The 20,649-nt window shown below is 73.2% G+C and carries 17 protein-coding genes; 10 read left to right on the forward strand and 7 right to left on the reverse strand.

Annotated features, from left to right (window positions below; translation table 11 throughout):
- The first annotated feature begins 134 nt into the window (after positions 1 to 134).
- The 5 genes from ACFTXQ_RS33725 to ACFTXQ_RS33745 all read left to right on the forward strand — a co-directional run bounded on the left by ACFTXQ_RS33725 (position 135) and on the right by ACFTXQ_RS33745 (position 7,058).
- Positions 135 to 974, forward strand: a complete 840-nt coding sequence (locus tag ACFTXQ_RS33725; protein ID WP_382648571.1) for a sulfurtransferase — start codon at positions 135 to 137, stop codon at positions 972 to 974.
- 65 nt (positions 975 to 1,039) lie between these two features.
- Complete coding sequence (locus tag ACFTXQ_RS33730) at positions 1,040 to 1,792, forward strand: DUF4097 domain-containing protein (RefSeq protein WP_382648572.1); 753 nt, start codon at positions 1,040 to 1,042, stop codon at positions 1,790 to 1,792.
- A gap of 108 nt (positions 1,793 to 1,900) precedes the next feature.
- Positions 1,901 to 4,297 carry an endopeptidase La gene (gene lon, locus ACFTXQ_RS33735; RefSeq protein ID WP_382648575.1) on the forward strand — a complete coding sequence of 799 codons (2,397 nt, stop codon included), beginning with the start codon at positions 1,901 to 1,903 and terminating at the stop codon, positions 4,295 to 4,297.
- Positions 4,298 to 4,437: 140 nt separating this feature from the next.
- A complete protein-coding gene (locus tag ACFTXQ_RS33740; RefSeq protein WP_382648578.1) occupies positions 4,438 to 6,447 on the forward strand; it encodes a spermidine synthase in 2,010 nt (669 codons plus the stop codon).
- A gap of 170 nt (positions 6,448 to 6,617) precedes the next feature.
- Positions 6,618 to 7,058: a MarR family winged helix-turn-helix transcriptional regulator gene (locus ACFTXQ_RS33745; protein ID WP_382648581.1), complete on the forward strand. Its 441-nt coding sequence runs from the start codon at positions 6,618 to 6,620 to the stop codon at positions 7,056 to 7,058.
- 204 nt (positions 7,059 to 7,262) lie between these two features.
- On the opposite strand, the gene ACFTXQ_RS33750 is transcribed toward ACFTXQ_RS33745, so the two are convergent.
- Entirely contained in the window at positions 7,263 to 8,036 is a 774-nt protein-coding gene (locus ACFTXQ_RS33750; RefSeq protein WP_382648584.1) for a protein phosphatase 2C domain-containing protein, read from the reverse strand.
- A gap of 398 nt (positions 8,037 to 8,434) precedes the next feature.
- Between ACFTXQ_RS33750 and ACFTXQ_RS33755 the strand changes: the two genes are divergently transcribed.
- From ACFTXQ_RS33755 to ACFTXQ_RS33775, 5 genes are read left to right on the forward strand one after another with little or no spacing between them, the layout of a single operon-like run.
- Positions 8,435 to 11,356: a nitrate- and nitrite sensing domain-containing protein gene (locus tag ACFTXQ_RS33755; protein ID WP_382648587.1), complete on the forward strand. Its 2,922-nt coding sequence runs from the start codon at positions 8,435 to 8,437 to the stop codon at positions 11,354 to 11,356.
- Entirely contained in the window at positions 11,353 to 11,829 is a 477-nt protein-coding gene (locus tag ACFTXQ_RS33760; RefSeq protein ID WP_382648589.1) for a roadblock/LC7 domain-containing protein, read from the forward strand. Before ACFTXQ_RS33755 ends, ACFTXQ_RS33760 begins: the two co-directional genes overlap by 4 nt.
- Positions 11,826 to 12,215: a DUF742 domain-containing protein gene (locus ACFTXQ_RS33765; protein WP_382648592.1), complete on the forward strand. Its 390-nt coding sequence runs from the start codon at positions 11,826 to 11,828 to the stop codon at positions 12,213 to 12,215. Before ACFTXQ_RS33760 ends, ACFTXQ_RS33765 begins: the two co-directional genes overlap by 4 nt.
- Positions 12,196 to 12,831: an ATP/GTP-binding protein gene (locus tag ACFTXQ_RS33770; RefSeq protein WP_382648594.1), complete on the forward strand. Its 636-nt coding sequence runs from the start codon at positions 12,196 to 12,198 to the stop codon at positions 12,829 to 12,831. Before ACFTXQ_RS33765 ends, ACFTXQ_RS33770 begins: the two co-directional genes overlap by 20 nt.
- A gap of 9 nt (positions 12,832 to 12,840) precedes the next feature.
- Positions 12,841 to 14,112 (forward strand): styrene monooxygenase/indole monooxygenase family protein, encoded by a 1,272-nt coding sequence (locus tag ACFTXQ_RS33775; RefSeq protein WP_382648597.1) that lies wholly within the window; start codon positions 12,841 to 12,843, stop codon positions 14,110 to 14,112.
- On the opposite strand, the gene ACFTXQ_RS33780 is transcribed toward ACFTXQ_RS33775, so the two are convergent.
- The 6 genes from ACFTXQ_RS33780 to ACFTXQ_RS33805 all read right to left on the reverse strand — a co-directional run bounded on the left by ACFTXQ_RS33780 (position 14,052) and on the right by ACFTXQ_RS33805 (position 20,553).
- Complete coding sequence (locus ACFTXQ_RS33780; RefSeq protein WP_382648599.1) at positions 14,052 to 15,107, reverse strand: NlpC/P60 family protein; 1,056 nt, start codon at positions 15,105 to 15,107, stop codon at positions 14,052 to 14,054. The two genes, ACFTXQ_RS33775 and ACFTXQ_RS33780, sit on opposite strands and share 61 nt — an antisense overlap.
- Positions 15,108 to 16,068: 961 nt before the next feature.
- Positions 16,069 to 16,611, reverse strand: a complete 543-nt coding sequence (locus ACFTXQ_RS33785; protein WP_382648602.1) for a hypothetical protein — start codon at positions 16,609 to 16,611, stop codon at positions 16,069 to 16,071.
- A 268-nt stretch (positions 16,612 to 16,879) separates the two neighbouring features.
- Positions 16,880 to 18,229 carry an NADP-specific glutamate dehydrogenase gene (gene gdhA / locus ACFTXQ_RS33790; RefSeq protein WP_382648604.1) on the reverse strand — a complete coding sequence of 450 codons (1,350 nt, stop codon included), beginning with the start codon at positions 18,227 to 18,229 and terminating at the stop codon, positions 16,880 to 16,882.
- Complete coding sequence (locus ACFTXQ_RS33795; protein ID WP_382648606.1) at positions 18,226 to 19,590, reverse strand: MFS transporter; 1,365 nt, start codon at positions 19,588 to 19,590, stop codon at positions 18,226 to 18,228. Before ACFTXQ_RS33795 ends, gdhA begins: the two co-directional genes overlap by 4 nt.
- Before the next feature lie 112 nt (positions 19,591 to 19,702).
- Positions 19,703 to 20,146: an SHOCT domain-containing protein gene (locus ACFTXQ_RS33800; protein WP_382648608.1), complete on the reverse strand. Its 444-nt coding sequence runs from the start codon at positions 20,144 to 20,146 to the stop codon at positions 19,703 to 19,705.
- On the reverse strand, positions 20,146 to 20,553 hold the full coding sequence (locus ACFTXQ_RS33805; protein WP_382648611.1) for a DUF6325 family protein: 408 nt from the start codon (positions 20,551 to 20,553) through the stop codon (positions 20,146 to 20,148). The genes ACFTXQ_RS33800 and ACFTXQ_RS33805 overlap by 1 nt, the downstream gene beginning before the upstream one ends.
- Positions 20,554 to 20,649 lie beyond the last annotated feature (96 nt).

Consider the following 20,649-nt stretch of genomic DNA (forward strand, 5'->3'; position numbering starts at 1 on the left):
GGCGCCGAACATCGAAGCCCGTCCCGGACGACACCCCACCCCGTCCCCGACCCCGGCCCCCCACCCCGTCCCCGACCCCGGCGTCGGTGCGTGAGGATGGGCAGTCAGCCCCGTACCCACCCCTGGAGGCCCACGTGACCGTATCCGTACCCGGCCCGCTCGTCGGAGCCGACTGGCTGGCCGCGAGGCTGGGCGAGCCCGGGCTGGTGGTCTTCGACGCCTCCGTCGGGGCCCATCGGGGTGGCCCCGAGCGGATACCCGGCGCGCGGCCCTTCGACCTCGACGGCCCGCTGTCCGACCCCGCGGCAGCGGCCCCGCACACCATGCCCGGGGCCGCGGCGTTCACCGAGGCGATGCGGGCTCTGGGCGTCGACGACACCTCCACCGTCGTCGTCTACGACGGTGCCGGCATCTACTCCAGCGCCCGCGCCTGGTGGATGCTGCGCGCCATGGGCTTCGACCGGGCCGCGGTCCTCGACGGGGGCCTGCCCGCCTGGACCGCCGCCGGCCTGCCCGTCGAGCAGGCCACCCCGGCGTACGGGGGCCCGCGCGGCTCCTTCACGGCCCGCCCGCGGGCCGGGCTCCTGGTCGACGCCGAGGCCGTCACCGCCGCCCTGGCCGACCCGGCCGCCGCCGTCCTCGACGCCCGCACCCGCGAGCGCTTCGCCGGCACGGCCCCCGAACCCCGCCCGGGCCTGCGCGGCGGCCACATGCCCGGCGCGCTCAACCTCCCCTTCGGCGAACTCCGGCAGGCCGACGGCCGGATGCGGCCGCCCGGCGAACTCCGCGCCGCCTTCGAGGCCCTGGCCGGCACCCGTGAAAGGCTCTACTTCAGCTGCGACTCCGGAGTGACGGCCTGCGTCCTGGCCCTGGGCGCCACCCTCGCCGGCTACCGCGCTCCCGCGGTCTACGACGGCTCCTGGAGCGAATGGGGCCTCCCCTCACCCCGGCGCCCCGTCGTCACCGGGGGATAACCCCACCAGGGGTTCGGGTACCGGCACCATCGGCCCGGAGGGGGCTCGGCCGGAAGGATCGGGGCATGACCTCTTACGCCCCCTCAGTTCGATTCGCCCGCACCGCCGTCGCCGCCCTCGGGGCCGGTGCGCTGCTCGCCGGATGTTCCTTCGGGGACGGCCCGCAGAAGACCGCGTCGGCCGACGCCACCGTGACCGAGGCCGTCAGCGCGGTGGAGGTGACCGGGGCCCGGGCCGGGTCGATCGAGGTGGTCGCGGGCGCCGGGCCGGGGGTCGGGATCCGGCGGACCGTCCACTACCGCGGCGACGCCGTTCCCACGCCCGGGCAGCGGGTCACCGGCGGTGTGCTGTCCTTCGACAACGGCTGCTCCGGCAGCTGCTACATCGACTACCGCCTGGAGGTGCCGGCCTCCGCCACGGTCAGGCTCGAAAGCAGCAGCGGCCGCATCACCGTGACGGGCGTGGCGGGCGCCGACGTACAGGCCGACTCCGGCGCGGTCACGGCGGAGCGCATCGCCGGGCCGCTGAAGGTCCGCACGTCCTCGGGACCGATCACCGCGGGCGGCCTCGCCGGGCCGAGCGCCCACCTGCGCTCCGACTCCGGCGACACCCGCGTGGAGTTCAGCCGGGCCCCCGCCTCGGTGGACGCCGAGACCAGCTCGGGCAACGTCACCCTGAAGGTGCCCTCCTCCGCCTACCGGATCGAGGTGTCCACCACCTCCGGCGACCGCGAGGTCACCCTCCCCACGGACCCGGCGGCCCCCTCCCACCTCTCCGCCAGGACCACCTCGGGGGACGTACGCCTCTCCGCCGTGTGACGGGCCCCTGACGGCCTGTTCGCCCCGGGCGAACGGGGGTTGGGGAACATTGGGGCGCGCAGGTGCATTGAGTCGGCATAGCTCAACTTCACTGCCGGAGGGAAGATCATGGCTTCGACGTCCGTAACGCTCACCCTGCCCGTGCTGCCGCTCGACGACGAGGTCGTGCTGCCTGGGATGGTCGTTCCTCTGGACCTGTCCGACGCCGAGGTGCGCGGCGCCGTGGAAGCGGCGCAGGCCGCGGCGGGGACCGGGAAGCCCCGGGTGCTGCTCGTGCCGCGGGTCGACGGCAAGTACGCCGGGACCGGAGTGCTCGGGACCGTCGAGCAGGTGGGCCGGCTCTCCGACGGTGACCCCGGGGCGCTCATCCGCGGTCGCGGGCGGGTCCGGATCGGGGCCGGCACCACCGGGCCCGGGGCGGCGCTCTGGGTCGAGGGCGAGACCGTGGACGAGAAGGTTCCCGATCCGCTGCCCGGGGCCGTCACCGAGCTCGTCAAGGAGTACAAGGCGCTCGCCACCAGCTGGCTCAAGAAGCGCGGGGCCTGGCAGGTCGTGGACCGGGTCCAGCAGATCGAGGGGGTGTCGGCGCTCGCCGACAACTCCGGCTACTCGCCGTTCCTGACGGTGGCCCAGAAGGTCGAACTGCTGGAGACCGCCGATCCCGTCGCCCGGCTCAGGCTCGCCATCCAGTGGCTCAGCGACCACCTCGCCGAGCAGGACGTCGCCGAGTCCATCGCCAAGGACGTCCAGGACGGCGTCGACAAGCAGCAGCGGGAGTTCCTGCTCCGGCGCCAGCTGGAGGCCGTACGCAAGGAACTGCGCGAGCTCAACGGGGAGAAGGACGGCGAGGAGTCCGACGACTACCGGGCCCGCGTCGAGGCCGCCGACCTGCCCGAGAAGGTACGGGAGGCCGCGCTCAAGGAGGTCGAGAAGCTGGAGCGGGCCAGCGACCAGAGCCCCGAGGGGTCCTGGATCCGGACCTGGCTCGACACCGTGCTGGAGCTGCCCTGGAACGAGCGCACGGAGGACCGGTACGACATCCGCGGCGCGCGGGCCGTCCTCGACGCCGAGCACGCCGGGCTGAGTGACGTGAAGGACCGCATCACGGAGTACCTCGCCGTGCGCAAGCGGCGTTCCGAGCGGGGGATGGGCGTCATCGGCGGCCGCCGCGGCGGGGCCGTGCTCGCGCTCGTCGGACCGCCCGGCGTCGGCAAGACCTCGCTCGGCGAGTCCGTCGCGCACGCCATGGGGCGCAAGTTCGTCCGCGTCGCGCTCGGTGGCGTACGGGACGAGGCCGAGGTGCGCGGACACCGCCGGACCTACGTCGGCGCGCTGCCCGGGCGGATCGTACGGGCCATCAAGGAGGCCGGGTCGATGAACCCGGTGGTCCTGCTCGACGAGATCGACAAGGTCGGCTCCGACTTCCGCGGCGACCCGGCCGCAGCCCTGCTGGAGGTCCTGGACCCGGCGCAGAACCACACCTTCCGCGACCACTACCTGGAGGTCGAGCTGGACCTCAGCGACGTGGTCTTCCTCGCCACCGCCAACGTCCTGGAGGCCATCCCGGAGGCGCTCGCCGACCGGATGGAGCTCGTCCGCCTCGACGGCTACACCGAGGACGAGAAGGTCGTGATCGCGCGGGACCACCTGCTGCCGCGCCAGCTGGAGCGCGCCGGACTCGGCGCCGACGAGGTCGTCCTGGAGGAGGACGCCCTGCGCAGGCTGGCCGGCGAGTACACGCGGGAGGCGGGCGTCCGCACCCTGGAGCGGTCCATCGCGCGGCTGCTGCGCAAGGTGGCCTCGCAGCACGAGCTGGGGGAGCGGGAGCTGCCGTTCCGGATCGGTGCCGAGGACCTGCGGGGGCTGATCGGGCGGCCGCACCACGTACCGGAGTCCGCCCAGGACCCGGCCGAGCGGCGCACCGCCGTCCCCGGCGTGGCCACCGGGCTGGCCGTCACCGGCGCGGGCGGCGACGTGCTCTTCGTGGAGGCCTCGCTGGCCGACCCGGAGACCGGGGCCGCGGGGCTCACCCTCACCGGGCAGCTCGGCGACGTGATGAAGGAGTCGGCGCAGATCGCGCTGAGCTTCCTGCGCTCGCACGGCGCGGAGCTGGAACTCCCGGTCGCCGACCTGAAGGACCGGGGCGTGCACATCCACTTCCCGGCGGGCGCGGTGCCGAAGGACGGCCCGAGTGCGGGCATCACCATGACGACGGCGCTGGCTTCGCTGCTGTCGGGGCGGCAGGTGCGGACGGATGTGGCGATGACCGGCGAGGTCTCCCTGACGGGGCGGGTGCTGCCGATCGGCGGGGTCAAGCAGAAGCTGCTCGCCGCGCACCGGGCCGGGCTGACCACGGTCATCATCCCGAAGCGGAACGAGGCCGACCTGGATGACGTGCCGGCGGAGGTGCTGGAGGGGTTGGAGGTGCACCCGGTGACGGATGTACGGCAGGTACTGGAGCTGGCCCTGGCCGGGGCTGAGGTGACGGTGTCGGCGGCCGCCTAGGTGTACTGACCCGTAGCGTTGTCGAACGCCACCGGGCCAGGACCCCAGCCGGGGTCCTGGCCCGCGTCGGCAGCCATCCGCGTCACGACACCGGCAAGGCATCCGGCGCCCCGCCACCGGAGGTGGCACTCTCAGCACACATGAAGCGGAGCGAAACCGGACAGACCGACAGGTCGGTGCGCTGGGAGCTACTGCTGGCCAGCGCCACCATGCTCTTCGTCGAGCTGGCGCTGATCAGATGGGCGGGCGCCAACGTCGTCCACCTCAGTTACTTTTCGAACTTCGTCCTGCTGGGGTCGTTCCTCGGCATCGGCCTCGGTTTCCTGATCCCCGCCGCGCGCGGGCAGTGGCTCAAGCGCTGGGCGCCGGTCCCGCTCGCGCTCCTCGTCGTCCTGGTGCGCGAGTATCCGGTGCAGGTGCGTCAGAGCAGCAGCCAGGTCCTCTACTTCACCTCGGTGAGGACCACCGGCTTCCCCGAGTGGGTGACGCTGCCGGCCATCTTCCTGCTGACCGCCGTGATCATGACGGCGATCGGCAAGATCACCGCCGATCTCTTCCGCCGGCTCCGCCCGCTCGACGCCTACCGCTACGACCTGCTCGGCAGCCTCACCGGCTCGGTGTCCTTCGCCCTGCTCTCCTGGCTCCGCGCTCCGTCGGTCGTGTGGGGCGTGGTCGCGGCCGCGGCCCTGCTGGTCCTCGGCGGACGGCGCAACATCCTGCGGTACGCAATCCCCCTCGCGGCGATGGTCGCCGCGCTGTTCGCGGAGACGACGACGGCCGGCGTCTCCTGGTCGCCTTACTACAAGGTCCAGCTCTTCAACCCGACGATCGCCGTGAACGGCATCCCGCACCAGGCCATCGTGCCGCTCCCGACGCTGATGGAGAACTCGCCCCAACGGCAGGCCTACGACCGGACGCCCGACAATCCGCACAAGCGCGTCCTGGTCATCGGAGCCGGCAACGGCAACGACGTCGCGGTCGCGCTGGCGAACGGGGCGGAACGCGTGGACGCGGTCGAGATCGATCCCCGGTTGCAGGAGATCGGCGCGGACCTGCACCCGGCGAGGCCGTACGACGACCCCCGGGTGCACGTCCACATCGATGACGGACGGGCCTTCCTGGAGCGGACGGACACCAAGTACGACCTCGCCGTGCTGGCGCTGCCGGACTCGCTGACGCTGGTGTCCGGCGCGAGCAATCTGCGGTTGGAGAGCTATCTCTTCACCAGGCAGGCGTTCGAGGCCGCACGCGAACACCTCACGCCGCACGGCGCGTTCGTCATGTACAACTACTATCGGCAGAGCTGGCTCGTCGACCGCTTCGCGGGCACCCTCGACGAGGTCTACGGCCACGCCCCCTGCATGTCGACGTTCGGCCAGAACGCGGCCGTACTGGTGGCCGGCATGACGGCCGCCGACCAGTCCTGCGACCAGACCTGGCAGCCCAGTGGCGTCGTCCCGGCGGCCGCGAGCGACGACCGGCCCTTCCCGTACCTGCTCCACCGGAGCATCCCGACGCTCTACCTGGGCGCGCTGGGCGCGATCCTGCTCGTGACGCTCCTGTCGGTGCGCCTGACCGGGGTCCGGATCCGCAGCACGGTCCGTTACGCCGACATGTTCCTGCTGGGAGCGGCCTTCATGCTGCTCGAAACGAAGAACGTGATCAACTTCGCGCTCTACTTCGGCACGACCTGGCTGGTCAACGCCCTCGTCTTCATCGGCGTCCTCCTAGCCGTCCTCGCGGGGGTCGAGGTTCGGCGCCGGCTGCCGCGGGTCAACCAGCTGCTGCTGCAGCTGCTCCTCTTCGCCACCCTCGCGGTGGCCTGGCTCGTCCCGGCGCACGCCGTGCTCTCGCTGCCCTTCCCCGCCCGGCTCGCCGCCGCCATCGCCCTGGCCTTCGCCCCCATCTTCTGTGCCAACCTCATCTTCTCGGACCGCCTCGCACTCGCCCCGGACCCGACCTCCGCCTTCGGCGCGAACCTGCTGGGAGCCCTGACCGGGGGCGCGCTCGAGTACCTGGCGCTGGTGACGGGCTACCAGACACTGCTGCTCGTCGTGGCCCTGCTGTACCTGGGAGCGTGCGTGGCCATGCGCTTCGCCGGGCGCGCGGCGACACCGGTGCCGGACGATGCGGTGGCCCGCCGGGACTGAACGCCGGAGGGCTGGATCCGGGCCTGCGGCGGCGCCGGGCGGGGGCTGCCGGCGGGGGCCGACCACGGCGAGATGCCGGGGCGGGGTCCACATCGGCGGGGTCCCGGGGCGGGGGCAGGTCCGCTGCGAAATACTGGGCCCCCATCACCCGGCCACCAAGGGAGCGGTACGTGCACGCCAGTGAAGACCAGGAGTTCCTTGCCCTGGAGCGGGAGCTGTCCGTCTTCCTCCGGCGTGCTCGCGCCTCCTCCGGCGAGATGGCCCGGGCCCTCCACCCCGAGCTGGAGCCCGCCGCGTACGGGCTGCTGACCCGTCTGGAGGCCGCCGGCCGGCAGCGGGCCACCGAGCTCGCCGCCTACTTCGGCGTCGGCAAGGCCACCATGAGCCGTCAGCTGCGGGCCCTGGAGGTCCTGGGGCTGGTCGCCCGCGAGCCGGATCCCGCCGACGGCCGGGCCTTCCTGATCGGCCTCACGGAGGAGGGCCGCGAGCGGTTCCTGCGCGTACGGGACGCCCGCCGCGAGCAGTACATGCGCAAGCTCGCCGACTGGGACCGCGGCGAAGTCGCCGAACTGGCGCGACTGCTCCACCAGCTGAACGCGGGAGCCGAGTAGCCCGTCCCGTGCCGCCCGGTGTCGGCGGGGCCGGGTGTGTGGCGGGGCGCCCCCGCAGGGCGCCGAACACTGTCCCGCCGCCACCCCCCGACCCCTGGTCACGTTCGGCGCCCGAGGAGGTGCCCCGGCGCGCGCCCGGCCCCGCCGGCACCGACACCCCTCCCGGCCCCGCGGAGCCATCGCCCCCGCGCGGGACGGGTGGTGTTACAGCTCCGCGTACGCGGCCGAGGCGTCGTCGTGGCGTTTGTGGCGGGCCGGGGGGCGGGCCGGGTCGGACTCGATGGCGCGGACCCGGCCGATCAGCCCCTCCGCGCCCTCCTTCCGCAGCACGGCCAGGCACTGCGCCCAGTCACCCTCCCCGAACGTGTCCGTCCACCGGCTCGCCCCGTCCGTCAGCGCGGCCACCGCCCGGACCTCCCCGCGCGGCGTCCGCCCCGTCACCGCCCGCCCCGCCACCGCCGGGTCCGCGGCCGCCGTGAAGAAGCCGCCCTCCGCGTTCCGCAGGGCGTCCGTGGCGGCCACCGACCCCCGCACCTCCCCCGGGATCCGGTCCAGCCGGTCGTCGAGCACCGCCGTCACCTCACCCCCCGGCCCCTCCAGGAGCAGTACGGAGTCCGAGAGCACCAGGTGCTCCACGTACGCCGCGTCCCAGCGGACCATCACCACCGTCGCCTGCGGCGTGCGGACGTGAGAAAGGTCACACGCGTCCCGGTGGGCATCGGCCGTGGCGCGGATCGCCTCCGCCAGGATCCGCTCCAGTGGCATGTCCCGCCGCGATCCGGACAGTTCGGTCAATCGCCCGCCGAGCCGCGCCGCGAACCACGGCACCCCGTGCACGCAGCCGTCCTCGCCGCGCGGCGGGGTGACCCCGTCCAGGGCGACCAGCACACCGCCTCCCGAAGCCGGGATCGAGGCCGACAGCCAGTCCTCATTGGGGCGTTCCGGGTTGCCGGGGGCCGAGGCGAGGTCGATGCGCATACCGGCATTCTGCCGGGCGGGGCACCCGCCGCGCGGGCAGGTCCGTACCAATGGGGAACGAGGCGGGCCGCCCCGTCCGCCGGGCCGGTGGCGGCCGTTCGGCGGCCTTCGCGGCGCCAACCGGAATGTGGGCGGGGCATCCTGCCAAAGCCCGCCTCGATCTTTCAACCACCTGTCCACGGCAGACCTCTGGCACGAGGTGTCCGAGTTGGTCGCCAACTCATCCGTGATGTTCACTCGTTCGAGTGGCCGGGTGGGCGATGTGCGGCTCTCTCCCCATCACACTGCAAAGGTCTGTGGCGGTACGAGGGGGCAGGGGGCGTTTACTTGTTGACCGGCCGTTACCTCGGCCACACGAGTAGACGAGCAACAGCACACGTACAGGATTGCGAGCACCGGTGCAGAAGAAGCGGTCTCGGAAGAACGGCACCGCCACCGACGGCCCGGCCCCCGCAGGACGCCGCGTCCGCGTGCGCCGCAGGCTGGTCCTCGGCGTCGCCGTCGCCGGCCTCACCGTCCTCGCGGCAGGCGCCCCCGCCGTCGTCTCCGCGACCCGGGAACTGAGCGACTCCCAGCGCCTGGTCACCCTCGCGGAACAGAGCAACCAGACCCTCACCCTCGCGCACCTCCTCGCCGACGAGCGCGACGCCGTCGTCGAGTACGCCGCCAAGGGCCGCCCCGGGGGAGCCAAGGCCGCCGTCCAGGAGCGCACAGCGCGCACGGACCGGCAGCTCGCCGAGGTCCAGGCCGAGGCCGACGAGGAGACCGCCCGCGCCCTCGGCCGCATCCAGGCCGTCCGCAACGAGGCCGTCGACGGCAAGGGCAGCGCCCTCGCCGCCCACCAGGCCTACGCCGGCGTCATCGCCGAACTCCTCGCCCCCGGCGACCGGCTCGCCGAACTGACCCCGCCGCGCGCCGGGGCCGCCCTCGCCACCACCCGGCCGCTGGCCCCGCTGGGCCAGGCCGTGGAACAGGCCTCCGCCACTCGCGGACTGCTGCTCGCTGCGCTGGCCGTCCCCCGCGGCGAGCAGCTCCCCAACTCCGCCGTGGTCGACGAACTCACCACCGCCGCCCAGCGGGCCCGCGTACGGGAACAGGCCGCCCTGGACGACTTCGCCCGGGCCGCCCGCCCCGACGTCCGCCAGACCCTCGCCGCCACCGTCACCGGCCCCGAGGTCAAGGCGGCCGACGACTACCTCAAGCGGCTCACCGACCGGCCCACCCTGTCCCCGGCCGACCGCAAGACCGACGGGGCCGCCGTCGGCTCCGCGCTCACCGCCCGCGTCGACCGGATGCGGTCCGTCGAGTCCACGCTCGCCGGCCAGCGCGCCTCCGCGCTCGCCTCGCTGCGCGACGACGACGTGACCCGCCTGGAGATGATGGTCGCGGCCCTCGGCGTGCTGTTCCTCGTCGCGGTGGGCTTCTCGACCGCCGTGGCGCGCTCGCTGACCCGCCCGCTGTCCGTCCTGCGCCGCGGCGCCGAGCGGCTGGCGACGCCGGAGGGCTCGGTGGAGCCGGTCCGGTTCACGGGCCGCAACGACGAGTTCGCCGAGGTCGTACGCCACCTGAACGCGGTGCGGGACCAGACCGTCGCCCTCCACACGCGGATCGCCGGACTCGACGCCGACCGGCGCCGGATCATCGGCCGCAACGACGCGCTGAACTCCAGCCGGGAGGTGCTGGAGGAGGAGCTGACGAAGCTGCGGGCCGGGCTGGAGGAACACCGCCGCATCATGTCGACGACCTCCGTCTCGCTGTCCCTGCGGACCCTGGGCCTCGTGGAGCGCCAGCTCGCGGTCATCGAGGAGCTGGAGTCCAAGGAGCAGGACCCGGACCGGCTCGAAACCCTCTTCAAGCTGGACCACCTGGCGACCGTGATGCGCCGCCACAACGAGAACCTGCTGGTCCTGGCCGGTCAGGAACACGGCCACGGACAGGGCCTGCCGGTCCCGCTCGTCGACGTCATGCGGGCCGCCGTCAGCGAGATCGAGCGCTACGAGCGCGTCGACCTCGCGGCGCTGCCCTCGTTCACCCAGGTGGCGGGGCACGCGGCCGACGACATCTCGCACGTGCTCGCCGAGCTCCTGGAGAACGCGACGACCTTCTCGCCGCCGGACGCCAAGGTCAAGGTGTCCGGACGGCTCCTCGACTCCGGCGACGTGGTGCTGTCCGTCGTGGACGAGGGCATCGGGGTCACCGAGGACCGGCTGGAATCGCTGAACGCCCGGCTGGCCACGCCCGAGGCCTACGACGAGGAGCCCGAGTCGGAACACGGCCTGGGCCTCGGCCTGTACGTGGCCGGGCGGCTCGCGGCGCGGCACGGGGTCACCGCGGAGCTGCGCGCCCCCCGGCACGGGGGCACCGAGGCCCTGGTCGTCGTCCCGGCGGCCCTGCTGCCCGACGCGCCGCCGGCCTCGCCGGTGCACACGCTGGGCGCGCCGGGCGCAACCGCGCTGCACCTGCCGGGCGTGGTCGCGGAGGCGAACGAGAACACCCTGCCGAGCCGGTTGCGCGGGGCCGCGCACCGGGCGGAAACCACGGAGCCGGCGGCCGAGCCGGACGCGCCGGGCGCGGACCCGGAGCCGGTCGAGGCGGCAGCCGAGGAGCCGGCCGCCGAGCTGCCGGCCCGCGTCGTGCCCGATGCCTCCGACGCCGCATCGGGGGACGGGCAGTCGCCGTCCGCCGAGCAGGTGTTCACTGGGTCCGGGGCGGGCCCCGCCGAGGAGCCGGCCGCCGGCCCGGCGGACCGGCTGCCGCCCGCCGAGCAGGTGTTCACCGTGCCGGCGCCGGCCGCGGAGGCGCCGGGTGGGCCCGGGCCCGAGGAGCAGCTCCTCGCGCGGGTCGTCCCCGACGCGGAACCGGCCCCTCCGGCGGCGGCCGGCCCCGGCCCGGCGGAGGCGGACGCGCTGTCCGGTGCCGCGCCCGTGGCCGACGTACGGGAAAACGAGCCGGAGCCGGAGCCGCACACCCACGCCCCCGCCGAGGGGAACTGGCTTCCCCGCCAGGGCAGCCACCCCGCCGACCCGGCCGAAGCCGTCACCGACAAGGGCCTGCCGAAGCGCACCCCGCGTTCCGTGGCCGCAGCCCCCCGCCTGGACGAGGTGAAGACCGAGCCGCCGCGCCGCGTCGACGCCGACGAACTGCGCCGCCGCCTCGGCGGCTTCTACCAGGGGGCCCAGGACGGCCGGCGCGTCGCCGCCGCCGAACTGGAACGGGATCAGGAGCAGCAACAGGGGCAGGAGCAGGAGCAGGAGCAGGGGCGGGACCGGGGGCAGGGGAAAACCGACCAGGGGGACACCGCACAGGAGGCACGCACATGACCGCGCCCAGTACGTACGGACTGAGCACCCAGGCCCGCAACCTGCAATGGCTGCTGACCGACCTGGTCGAGGAGGTGCCCGGCGTCAACTCCGTCGCCGTCGTCTCCTCGGACGGGCTGCTGCTCCTGTCCTCCGACCCCGCAGCGGAATCCCGCCCGGAGCCCCGCGCCAAGGGCCCGCGGGGCGCCTCGGCCGACCTGGCCACCATCGTCTCCGGACTGGGCAGCCTCACCACCGGAGCGGCCGCCCTCATGGACGGCGGCTCCGTCAAGCAGACCATGGTGGCGATGGAGCACGGCTCCGTCTTCGTCATGGCCATCAGCGACGGCTCGCTGCTCGGCGTGCACGCCGCACCCGACTGCGACATGAGCGTCGTCGCCTACCACATGGCCCTGTTCGTCGGCCGCGCCGGCCACGTCCTGACCCCCGAAGTCCGCAGCGAGCTGCGCCAGTCGATGGAGAAAACCCCGTGAGGAGTCCGGCCTCCGACCGGCTGCCGATACGCGGCGCCGAGCGCCGCCCCGCCCGCGTCCGCCCGTACTCCCTCACGGGCGGCCGCACCCGCTTCACGCAGGTCCTGCACGTCGAGACCTTCGTCGCCGCCCTGGACACCAAGGCGTCGCAGCCGCAGAAGCCCGACCGCATGCCCGAGATGCCCGCCATCGTCGAGGTCTGCCGTCGCATGCGCACGATCGCCGAGATCGCGGCGCTGCTGAAGCTGCCGCTCGGCGTGGTCCGCGTCCTCGTCAGCGACCTCGCCGACCAGGGAAGGATCCGCGTCTACGGGACGGGCCACGGCGCCGGCCGCCCCGAACGCGCGCTGCTCGAAAGGGTGCTCGGTGGCCTTCGCCGTCTCTGACCGTCCGGTGCCGGTGACGCCGGCCGTGGACGACGAGCCCGTCCAGCCCTGGCAGTACGACCGCTCCCGCGCACCCGTGGCCGTCAAGGTGCTGGTCGCGGGCGGTTTCGGCGTCGGCAAGAGCACCTTCGTCTCCTCCCTCTCCGAGATCACCCCGCTGCGTACCGAGGCGGTGATGACCCAGGCCGCCGCCACGACCGACGACCTGTCCGGCACCCCGGACAAGAACACCACCACCGTCGCCATGGACTTCGGCCGCGTCACCCTCGACGACGACCTCGTCCTCTACGTGTACGGGACGCCGGGCCAGGAGCGGTTCTGGTTCATGTGGGACGACCTGGTGCGCGGCGCCATCGGCGGCATCGTGCTGGCCGACACGCGCCGGCTGCGCGACTGCTTCCCCGCGCTCGACTACTTCGAGAGCTGCGGGCTGCCGTACGCGGTCGCCGTCAACCACTTCGAGGGCTCGCGGTCGTACGAGCCGGAGGACGTGCGCGAGGCGCTCACCATTCCGCCGGACGTCCCCGTCGTGATCATGGACGCGCGCAGCCGCCTCACGGTCATCGAATCCCTGCTGACGCTCGTGGGCCACGCCCTCGACACCACACCGGAGTAGAGAACCGCCATGCGCAAGATACTCGTCGTCGGAGCCGGCCAGTCCGGGCTCCAGCTCGCCCTCGGCCTCCAGGCGAAGGGGTACGAGGTCACCCTCATGTCCAACCGGACGGCGGACGAGATCCGCACCGGGCGGGTGATGTCCACGCAGTGCATGTTCGACACGGCCCTGCAGCACGAGCGTGACCTCGGGATCAACTTCTGGGAGCAGCAGGCCCCGAAGATCGAGGGCGTCGGCGTCTCCGTCGCCGCCCCCGACGCCGGCCGCGCCGTCGACTGGCTGGGCCGCCTCAAGGGGTACGCGCAGTCCGTCGACCAGCGCGTGAAGATGGCCGGCTGGCTCGACACCTTCACGCAGCGGGGCGGGCAGCTGGTCATCCACGGCGCCTCGGTCGCCGACCTGGACTTCTTCTCCCGTACGTACGACCTGGTGCTGGTCGCCGCCGGCAAGGGCGAGCTGGTGTCGATGTTCGAGCGGGACGCGGTGCGTTCCCCGTACGACGTCCCGCAGCGCGCGCTGGCCGTCTCGTACGTGCACGGGCTCGGGCCGCGCCCCGAGCACCCGGAGACCGAGGCGGTCCGCTGCAACCTGGTGCCGGGCGTCGGCGAGCTGTTCGTGATGCCGACCCTGACGACGTCGGGGCGTGCGGACATCCTGTTCTGGGAGGGTCTCCCGGGCGGTCCGCTGGACGTCTTCAACGGGGTGAAGGACCCGGCCGAGCACGTGGCGCTCACGCTGGAGCTGATGGAGAAGTTCGTGCCGTGGGAGTACGCGCGGGCGACGAAGGTGGAGCTCACGGACGCGGGCGGGACGCTGGCCGGCCGGTACGCGCCGGTGGTCCGCAAGCCGATCGGGCGGCTGCCGGGCGGGGGCCTGGTGCTGGGTGTCGCCGACGTCGTCGTCGCGAACGACCCGATCACGGGGCAGGGGTCGAACGCGGCCGCCAAGTGCGCGGCCTCGTACCTGTCGTCGATCCTGATGCACGGCGACAAGCCGTTCGACGAGGCGTGGATGAAGGCCACCTTCGACAAGTACTGGTTCACCACCGGCAAGCCGGTCACCCAGTGGACGAACGCGATGCTGGGCGTTCCGCCGGAGCACGTGCTGAACCTGATCGGCGCGGCCGGGCAGCTCCAGCCGGTGGCGAATCGATTCGCCAACGGCTTCGACAACCCGGCCGACTTCGACTCGTACTTCTACGACCCCGAGGACGCGGAGGACTACCTGTCGGAGGTCGCGGAGTCGGTCTCTTCGGCTTCGGGTGCCTCTTCGGAGGAGTAGCCGGTGTCGCCGTCCCCCGTCGTGTCCGCCTCGGGCAGCGGCGGGGGAGTGAACTCCGCGAGCGGGGTGCCGGCCGGGTCCGGGCGCACGGCGCCGAGCAGCGGGTTGGCGGCCAGGGGCGAGACCTTCACCTTCGCGCCGGGGCGCGGCGCCTGGATGACCTTGCCGTCGCCCACGTACAGGGCGACGTGCGTGGCCTTCGGGAAGTAGACCACGAGGTCACCGGGGCGCAGCTGGTCCAGCGGCACCTTCGGCAGCTGCGCCCACTGCTCCTGGCTGGTCCGCGGGATGCTGCGGCCGGCGTGCGCCCAGGCCTGCGAGGTCAGCCCGGAGCAGTCGAAGGACCCCGGGCCCTCGGCGCCCCAGACGTACGGTTTGCCGATCTGGGCGGCCGCGTAGGTGAGGGCCGCGCCGCCGGCGGCCGTGGGCGTGCCGGTACGGGTGGGCAGGCGGCCCGAATCCACCAGCTGCCGTTGGGCGGTGGCGGTGTCCTCCGCCTCGCGCGCGCCGAGCCGGGCGAGCTGCTCGGCGGTGAGCGAGGCCAGCACCCGCTCCACCTCCTTGAGCCGGAGGCCCACCTCGTCCTTGTGCCGCTTCTGCTCCGAGGCCAGGGTCTGCTGGGAGTCCAGGGCCTGGCGGGCGCGGGTGGCGAGGGCGTCGGCCTCCTTCTCGCCGCGGGCGAGCCGGCCGAGCACGCCGGCCCGCCGGGCGCCCTCGCGGGCGGCGAGCCGGCGCTGGTCCAGGGCGGCCTGGGGGTCCTTGGCGAGCAGGATCCGGGCGTACGGGGAGAATCCGCGGCCGCCCTGGTACTGCTCCCGGGCCAGCCGTCCGAGCAGGGCCTTCTCGGACCCGACGGCGGTACGGGCCCTGCCGAGCTCGGCACTGAGCCGCCGCTCCTCGCCCTGCCGGGACTTGAGCGCCTCCTCGGTGGCGTTGTAGGCCTCGGCGGCCTCCTCGGCCCTCTGGTAGAGGCTTTGGAGGCGGGAGAGCAGCATGCCGACGTTCTCGGCGGGGGCGGCGGGGGCGGCGGGACCTGGCCGGGCGCTCCCTGATGACCGGGGGGAGGGCCCCCGGCCGAGGCTGAGCCGCCCGGGCCCTGGCCACGGTCACCGGCGGGGGCACCGGGGGCACCGGGGGCCGCGGGGGCACCGGGGGCCGCGGGGGCGGCGGGAGTACCGGGCACTCCGGGTTCGGCGCGGGCGCCGGGGCCGGGCGCGGCCAGGAGCAACACCGCGGCGACGCAGGCGGCCCGAAGCGGCCGATGTGACATGGGATCACCTCCGAGCCGCCGATGCTGCCACGCCCGGTATGACAAATCTTCTTAACGGAGCGGCGAGGCTCCGGGGGGCCACCCGGATGGGGGCCTCACTCGGGCGGGGCCTTCGCCCCCGGTCCCCTCGGTCCCATCGGCATTTGGCTCCGGTAAGCCGGCCGGCTGGGCGGGGCTTCGGGGTTCGGGACCTGGTCACCCGGAACAGGGAGGTTTGGGGGTTTCCCGTCAGTCTCATCGTCTCTCCGGGGCGGGCCGGTCCCTCAAGGGCGCTCCCTGCGGTCGCGTCGCTTCGCGATGGCCTACGGCCACCCTTGACCGACCGACCCGACCCGGAAATCCGAAGACTGCCGGGAAGCCCCCAAAAGAACGGGCCGGGTCAGAGACACATGCACGGGCGCACCAGGGAAGTGCGGGCCCGCTCCCCCAAGCCCGCCAGGCCCGATCGTCCAGGCCATGCGGCGCCGGCCCCGGGCAGCGGGCAGACGCCCGCACCGGTCCCGAGAAGCCCACCGGGATCCGCTGACGCGTCAGATCGCTACGCGCTTCGCACGTCTCGGCGTCCGCGGCCCGTCTGGGGTCCTACCCGCACCAGAGGGCGTCGAGAAGCCCATCGGGGGACGGCGACGCGCCAGATCGCCGGGTCGGCGTCCGCCGGCCGTCTGGGGCTGGGCATGAGCCGCCAGTCAGAGGCCGTTGGTGGGCACGACTTCACTGTCGGCGGGCGGCAGGAGCTGGTTCACCGTCTCGAAGTCGTAGTAGGTGAATTCGGACGGCTCTCGACCGGTCTCGGTCCGCTTCAGCAGGTAGGGACGTCCTTGCGTGGCTATGTAGTCGGTGACGGTGCCGCCGTTCGAACCCGCATACGTGAGCATGATGGCGGGTTGGCCGTCGACAGTGGCGGAAGCGCCCCTGGACACCTCGGGGGCCTCCTCTGCCAGCAGGATCGTGGGGTCCCTGAGTTGGCACCCGTAGGCGACGCCCTTCGCGTCCGGGTGGTCCGCGCCCAGCTTGATCCAGCGGTCGGCGATCCGCTCGACCACCTGGTCCTCCTGTTCCTTCGTCCCCGTCAAACCCGCCCGCAGCGCTTGGGCGTCCCGCTTGGCGTAGACGACCTTGGGCGTGGCATGGATCTGCGTCGTGCCCATGCCTTCGACGCTGGTGGTGCCCGCACAGTCCGCGGTGGCGAGGAAGAGGTCGAGTGAGCCGCTCGTTCCCTCAGCGGCCAACTGGCCCCGGACCTTCTTGAACCTGGCCGTCCGAGTCTCGTGGTAGGCGAGCTGCTGGATTTCCTCGGGCGTCTTGTCGGCGTAGGGCTCGGTTGCGGCGGAACGGTGGAACGAGTGGACAAAGCGATCCCCCCTGGGATGTGTAGATCAGGAGGGGAGAGTGCATGGGGTGTCGGACACGGCTACTGAACATCCAGAGCGCTCCGATGACGTGCTGAGAACCGGATCGGGCGGTGTGGGGGCTCGATCCGGTTCTCGGGCGGGTTCGCTAGATGAGGCCCTGGGCCAGCATCGCGTCCGCCACTCGTTCGAAGCCGGCGATGTTGGCGCCCGTGACGTAGTCGCCCGGGGTGCCGTAGCGTTCCGCCGTTTCGTGGGCCGTGGTGTGGATCGAGCGCATGATGTGTGCCAGTTCCTCCTCGACGCGGGTCGGGGTCCAGGCGATGCGGCCCGCGTTCTGGGCCATTTCCAGTGCGCTGACCGCGACCCCGCCCGCGTTGGCGGCCTTGCCCGGGCCGAAGGCGACGCCCGCCGACTGGAAGAGATGCACCGCCTCGGGGGTGGTCGGCATGTTGGCGCCCTCCGAGACCGCCTTCACGCCGTTGGAGATGAGGACGCGGGCGTCTTCGGCGCCGAGTTCGTTCTGGGTCGCCGAGGGGAAGGCCACGTCGCCCGGGACCTCCCAGACCCGGCCGCCCGGCACGAAAGTGGCCGACGGCCCGCGCCGCTGGGCGTACTCGCTGACCCGGCCCCGCTCGACCTCCTTGATCTGGCGGAGGAGCGCCAGGTCGATGCCCTTGTCGTCGACGACGTAGCCGCTGGAGTCCGAGCAGGTCAGCGGGTTGGCGCCGAGCTGCTGGAGCTTCTCGATCGTGTACAGGGCGACGTTGCCGGAGCCGGAGACCACGGCGGTGAGGCCGTCCAGGGACTCGCCGCGCACCTTCAGCATCTCGGCGGCGAAGAGCACGCTGCCGTAGCCGGTGGCCTCGGGCCGGATCGCGGAGCCGCCCCAGCCCTGGCCCTTGCCGGTGAGGACGCCGGCCTCCCAGCGGTTGGTGATGCGCCGGTACTGGCCGAAGAGGTAGCCGATCTCGCGGCCGCCGACGCCGATGTCGCCGGCCGGGACGTCCGTGTGCTCGCCGATGTGGCGGTGCAGCTCCGTCATGAAGGACTGACAGAAGCGCATGACCTCGGCGTCGGAACGGCCGTGCGGGTCGAAGTCGCTGCCGCCCTTGCCGCCGCCGATGCCCAGACCGGTCAGGGCGTTCTTGAAGATCTGCTCGAAGCCCAGGAACTTCACCACGCCGATGTTCACGGAGGGGTGGAAGCGCAGGCCGCCCTTGTACGGGCCGAGGGCGCTGTTGAACTCCACGCGGTAGCCGCGGTTGACGTGGACCCGGCCGTGGTCGTCCTGCCAGGGGACCCGGAAGATGATCTGCCGCTCCGGCTCCAGGATCCGCTCGACGATCCCGGCGTCCACGTACTCGGGGCGGGCCGCGAGGACGGGGGCCAGTGTTTCCAGGACTTCCTGTACGGCCTGGTGGAACTCGGGCTGGGCGGGGTTACGGCGCTCGATGTCGGCCCGTAATGCGGCCAGCCTGTCCTTCGCGTCGGTCACGGTCGGATTCCTCTCCTGGTCACTGAGGGGCGTGCGGGCCCAGCCCGGAGAGTATCGCGCGGCCGGACCCCCTTCGAGGGGCCGATCACCCCGTCCGCCCGGGTCGCGGCACTCGTCTGTTCTGCCGGGAGGAGGCCGGGAGACGACCGTAGGATCGGCCCGGACGCGCCGTCGTGCCGGTGGCGTTGGGCCCAGCGGACGGCGAGGGGGGCCGCGAGGCCCGTCAGGGCGAAGAGCGCCCCCACGACGAACCAGCCGGGGCGGCCCCACGTGATGCACAGTGCGATGAGCAGGCTCGGCCCGAAGGCCTCGGCCAGGCCGGCGCCGAGGCCGAACACTCCCAGGTACTGGCCGGTGGCGTGCTGCGGGGCGAGGGCGAACGAGACCTCGAAGCCGGCGGCGGAGTGCCACAGTTCGCCCGCCGTGTGGATCACCACCGCGGTCATGAGCAGCGCCGCGGCCACCCACGCCGGCACCCCCGCCGACAGCGAGACCAGCGCGCACGAGGCGAAGAAGGCCACGCCCGACCGGCGGTAGGCGACGGCGCCGGCCGCGGGGGAGTCGATGCCGCGGCCGGCCCGTACCTGGAACACGATCACGATGACGGTGTTGACGAGCATGGTCCCCGAAACGAGCCAGCGCGGGGCCGTCGTGGCCGCCACCAGCCAGAGCGGGATGGCCACGGTGAGCACCTTGAACTGGACGGCCATGATGCCGTCGAGCGCGGTGAGGACGAGGTACGGCCGGTCCCGCAGGGCGATCCAGCGGGGCCCGTGGGCGGCTGGCCCGGGTGCGACCGGCGGCAGCAGGAGCAGGAGGGCCGCCGAGGCGGCGAAGGCGATCGCGTTGCCGATGACCAGGAGCTGGTAGGCGGTGAGGGTGCCGACCTGGACGGTCCAGCCCGCCAGCAGGGCCCCGAGGGAGACGCCGACGTTCGTCACGGCGCGCAGGTAGGCGCGGAACTCCTGGGGCCGGGCGCCGCCGTAGTGCCTGATGAGCGGGGAGCGCGCGGCCAGTCCGGCGGCCTTCGCCCCGGTGGCCGCGCACACGGCGAGGACGAACGGCCAGAAGCTGTCGGCGGCCACGAAGCAGGCCGTGGCCAGTGCCTGGACGGCGAGGGTGGCCGCGTAGACGCCGCGTGCTCCGTGCCGGTCCGCGAGGTGCCCGACGGCGATCCCCAGGGCGAGCGAGAGGCAGCCGGCGATGCCGAGGCCGAGCCCCACCTGGCTCACCGGAAGGTGGACCGCCTGGGTGAAGTACAGGACCCCGGCGGTCAGGAAGAGGCCGCTGCCGATGGTGTAGACGAAGTTCGAGGCGGCGAGGACGCGCTGGGGTCCGGCATCCGGTATGAGGTGGGGCATGGCGCGTGGCTCCGCATCCGGGCAGGCGGTAAGGACCACGCCAGCTTGTTGCACGTTATGTGCAAGAGCAAGTGGGTTGCGGGAAGTGGGTAGTTGGCCCGCCTCCTTCGCTTCAGTCGCGGAGGAGGCGGGCCTTGGCCGCGGTGAACTCCTCGGGCGTCAGGAGGCCCTCGCGGGTGAGTTCGGCCAGTTGGGTGAGCTCCGCCACCAGTTCGGCCGGGGGGACGGGCTCGCCCGTGTGGGGGTGCTGCTCGTGCTCCGGGGGGAGGGGCGGTGCTGCCGGGGGTTCCGGCTCCGGTTCCGGTTCCGGTTCCGGTTCGGCTTCCCGCTCCGGTGGTTCCGGTAGGGGTTCCGGCTCCGGTTCCGGCTCCGGCGGGTATTCCGCCGCCTGCACCGCCCGCGCCAGCAGGCCCCTCCGGGGCGGCATGTCCGGGCCCACCGCCCCCGCCGTGGTCTCCACCGCGCCCGCCGCCCGGGTCAGCAGACCCCGCAGCAGGGGGTGGCCCGGCGGCCGCCGGGCCGCGTGGACCGTTACTCCGACCGGTCGGATGAACATCAGGCGACCCCCGCCCGCGGGTCCGTCGGGATCCGGTCCGGCGGGATGCGCACCGAGCCCACGATCCGGCCGCCCGCCGCCCGTACGGCGATCGCCGCGTCCTCGGCCCATACGTGCTCGACCACCAGCAGCAGCGCGCAGCTGCCGCGCTCCAGCAGCCCCGCCGCCTCCTTCACGTCCTCCGGCCCGATCAGCCGTACCGCGTCCCGGCCCGTCAGCAGGCCCCGTAGCTCCAGGAACTCGTCGAACTCCGCTGCCAGCACCTCGCCGGCCGCGGTCCGCGTCGTCACGAGTCCGTCGATCAGCCGGACCACGCCGGTCTTCCTCAGTCCCATCACGGCCTCGACCGCCGGGACCCGCAGTTGTTCTTCGGGGAAGGCGAGGACGATGAATTCCACAGGTCCCATAAGGCTCGGCTCCCGTTTCCGACCGTTTGTGACGACTCTTCGGCACACTATGACATAAGCGGACATACCATCCGTTCGCTTGCTACGTTTCCCTCC

This window comes from Streptomyces sp. NPDC057010, assembly GCF_042673805.1.
Lineage (GTDB): Bacteria > Actinomycetota > Actinomycetes > Streptomycetales > Streptomycetaceae > Streptomyces.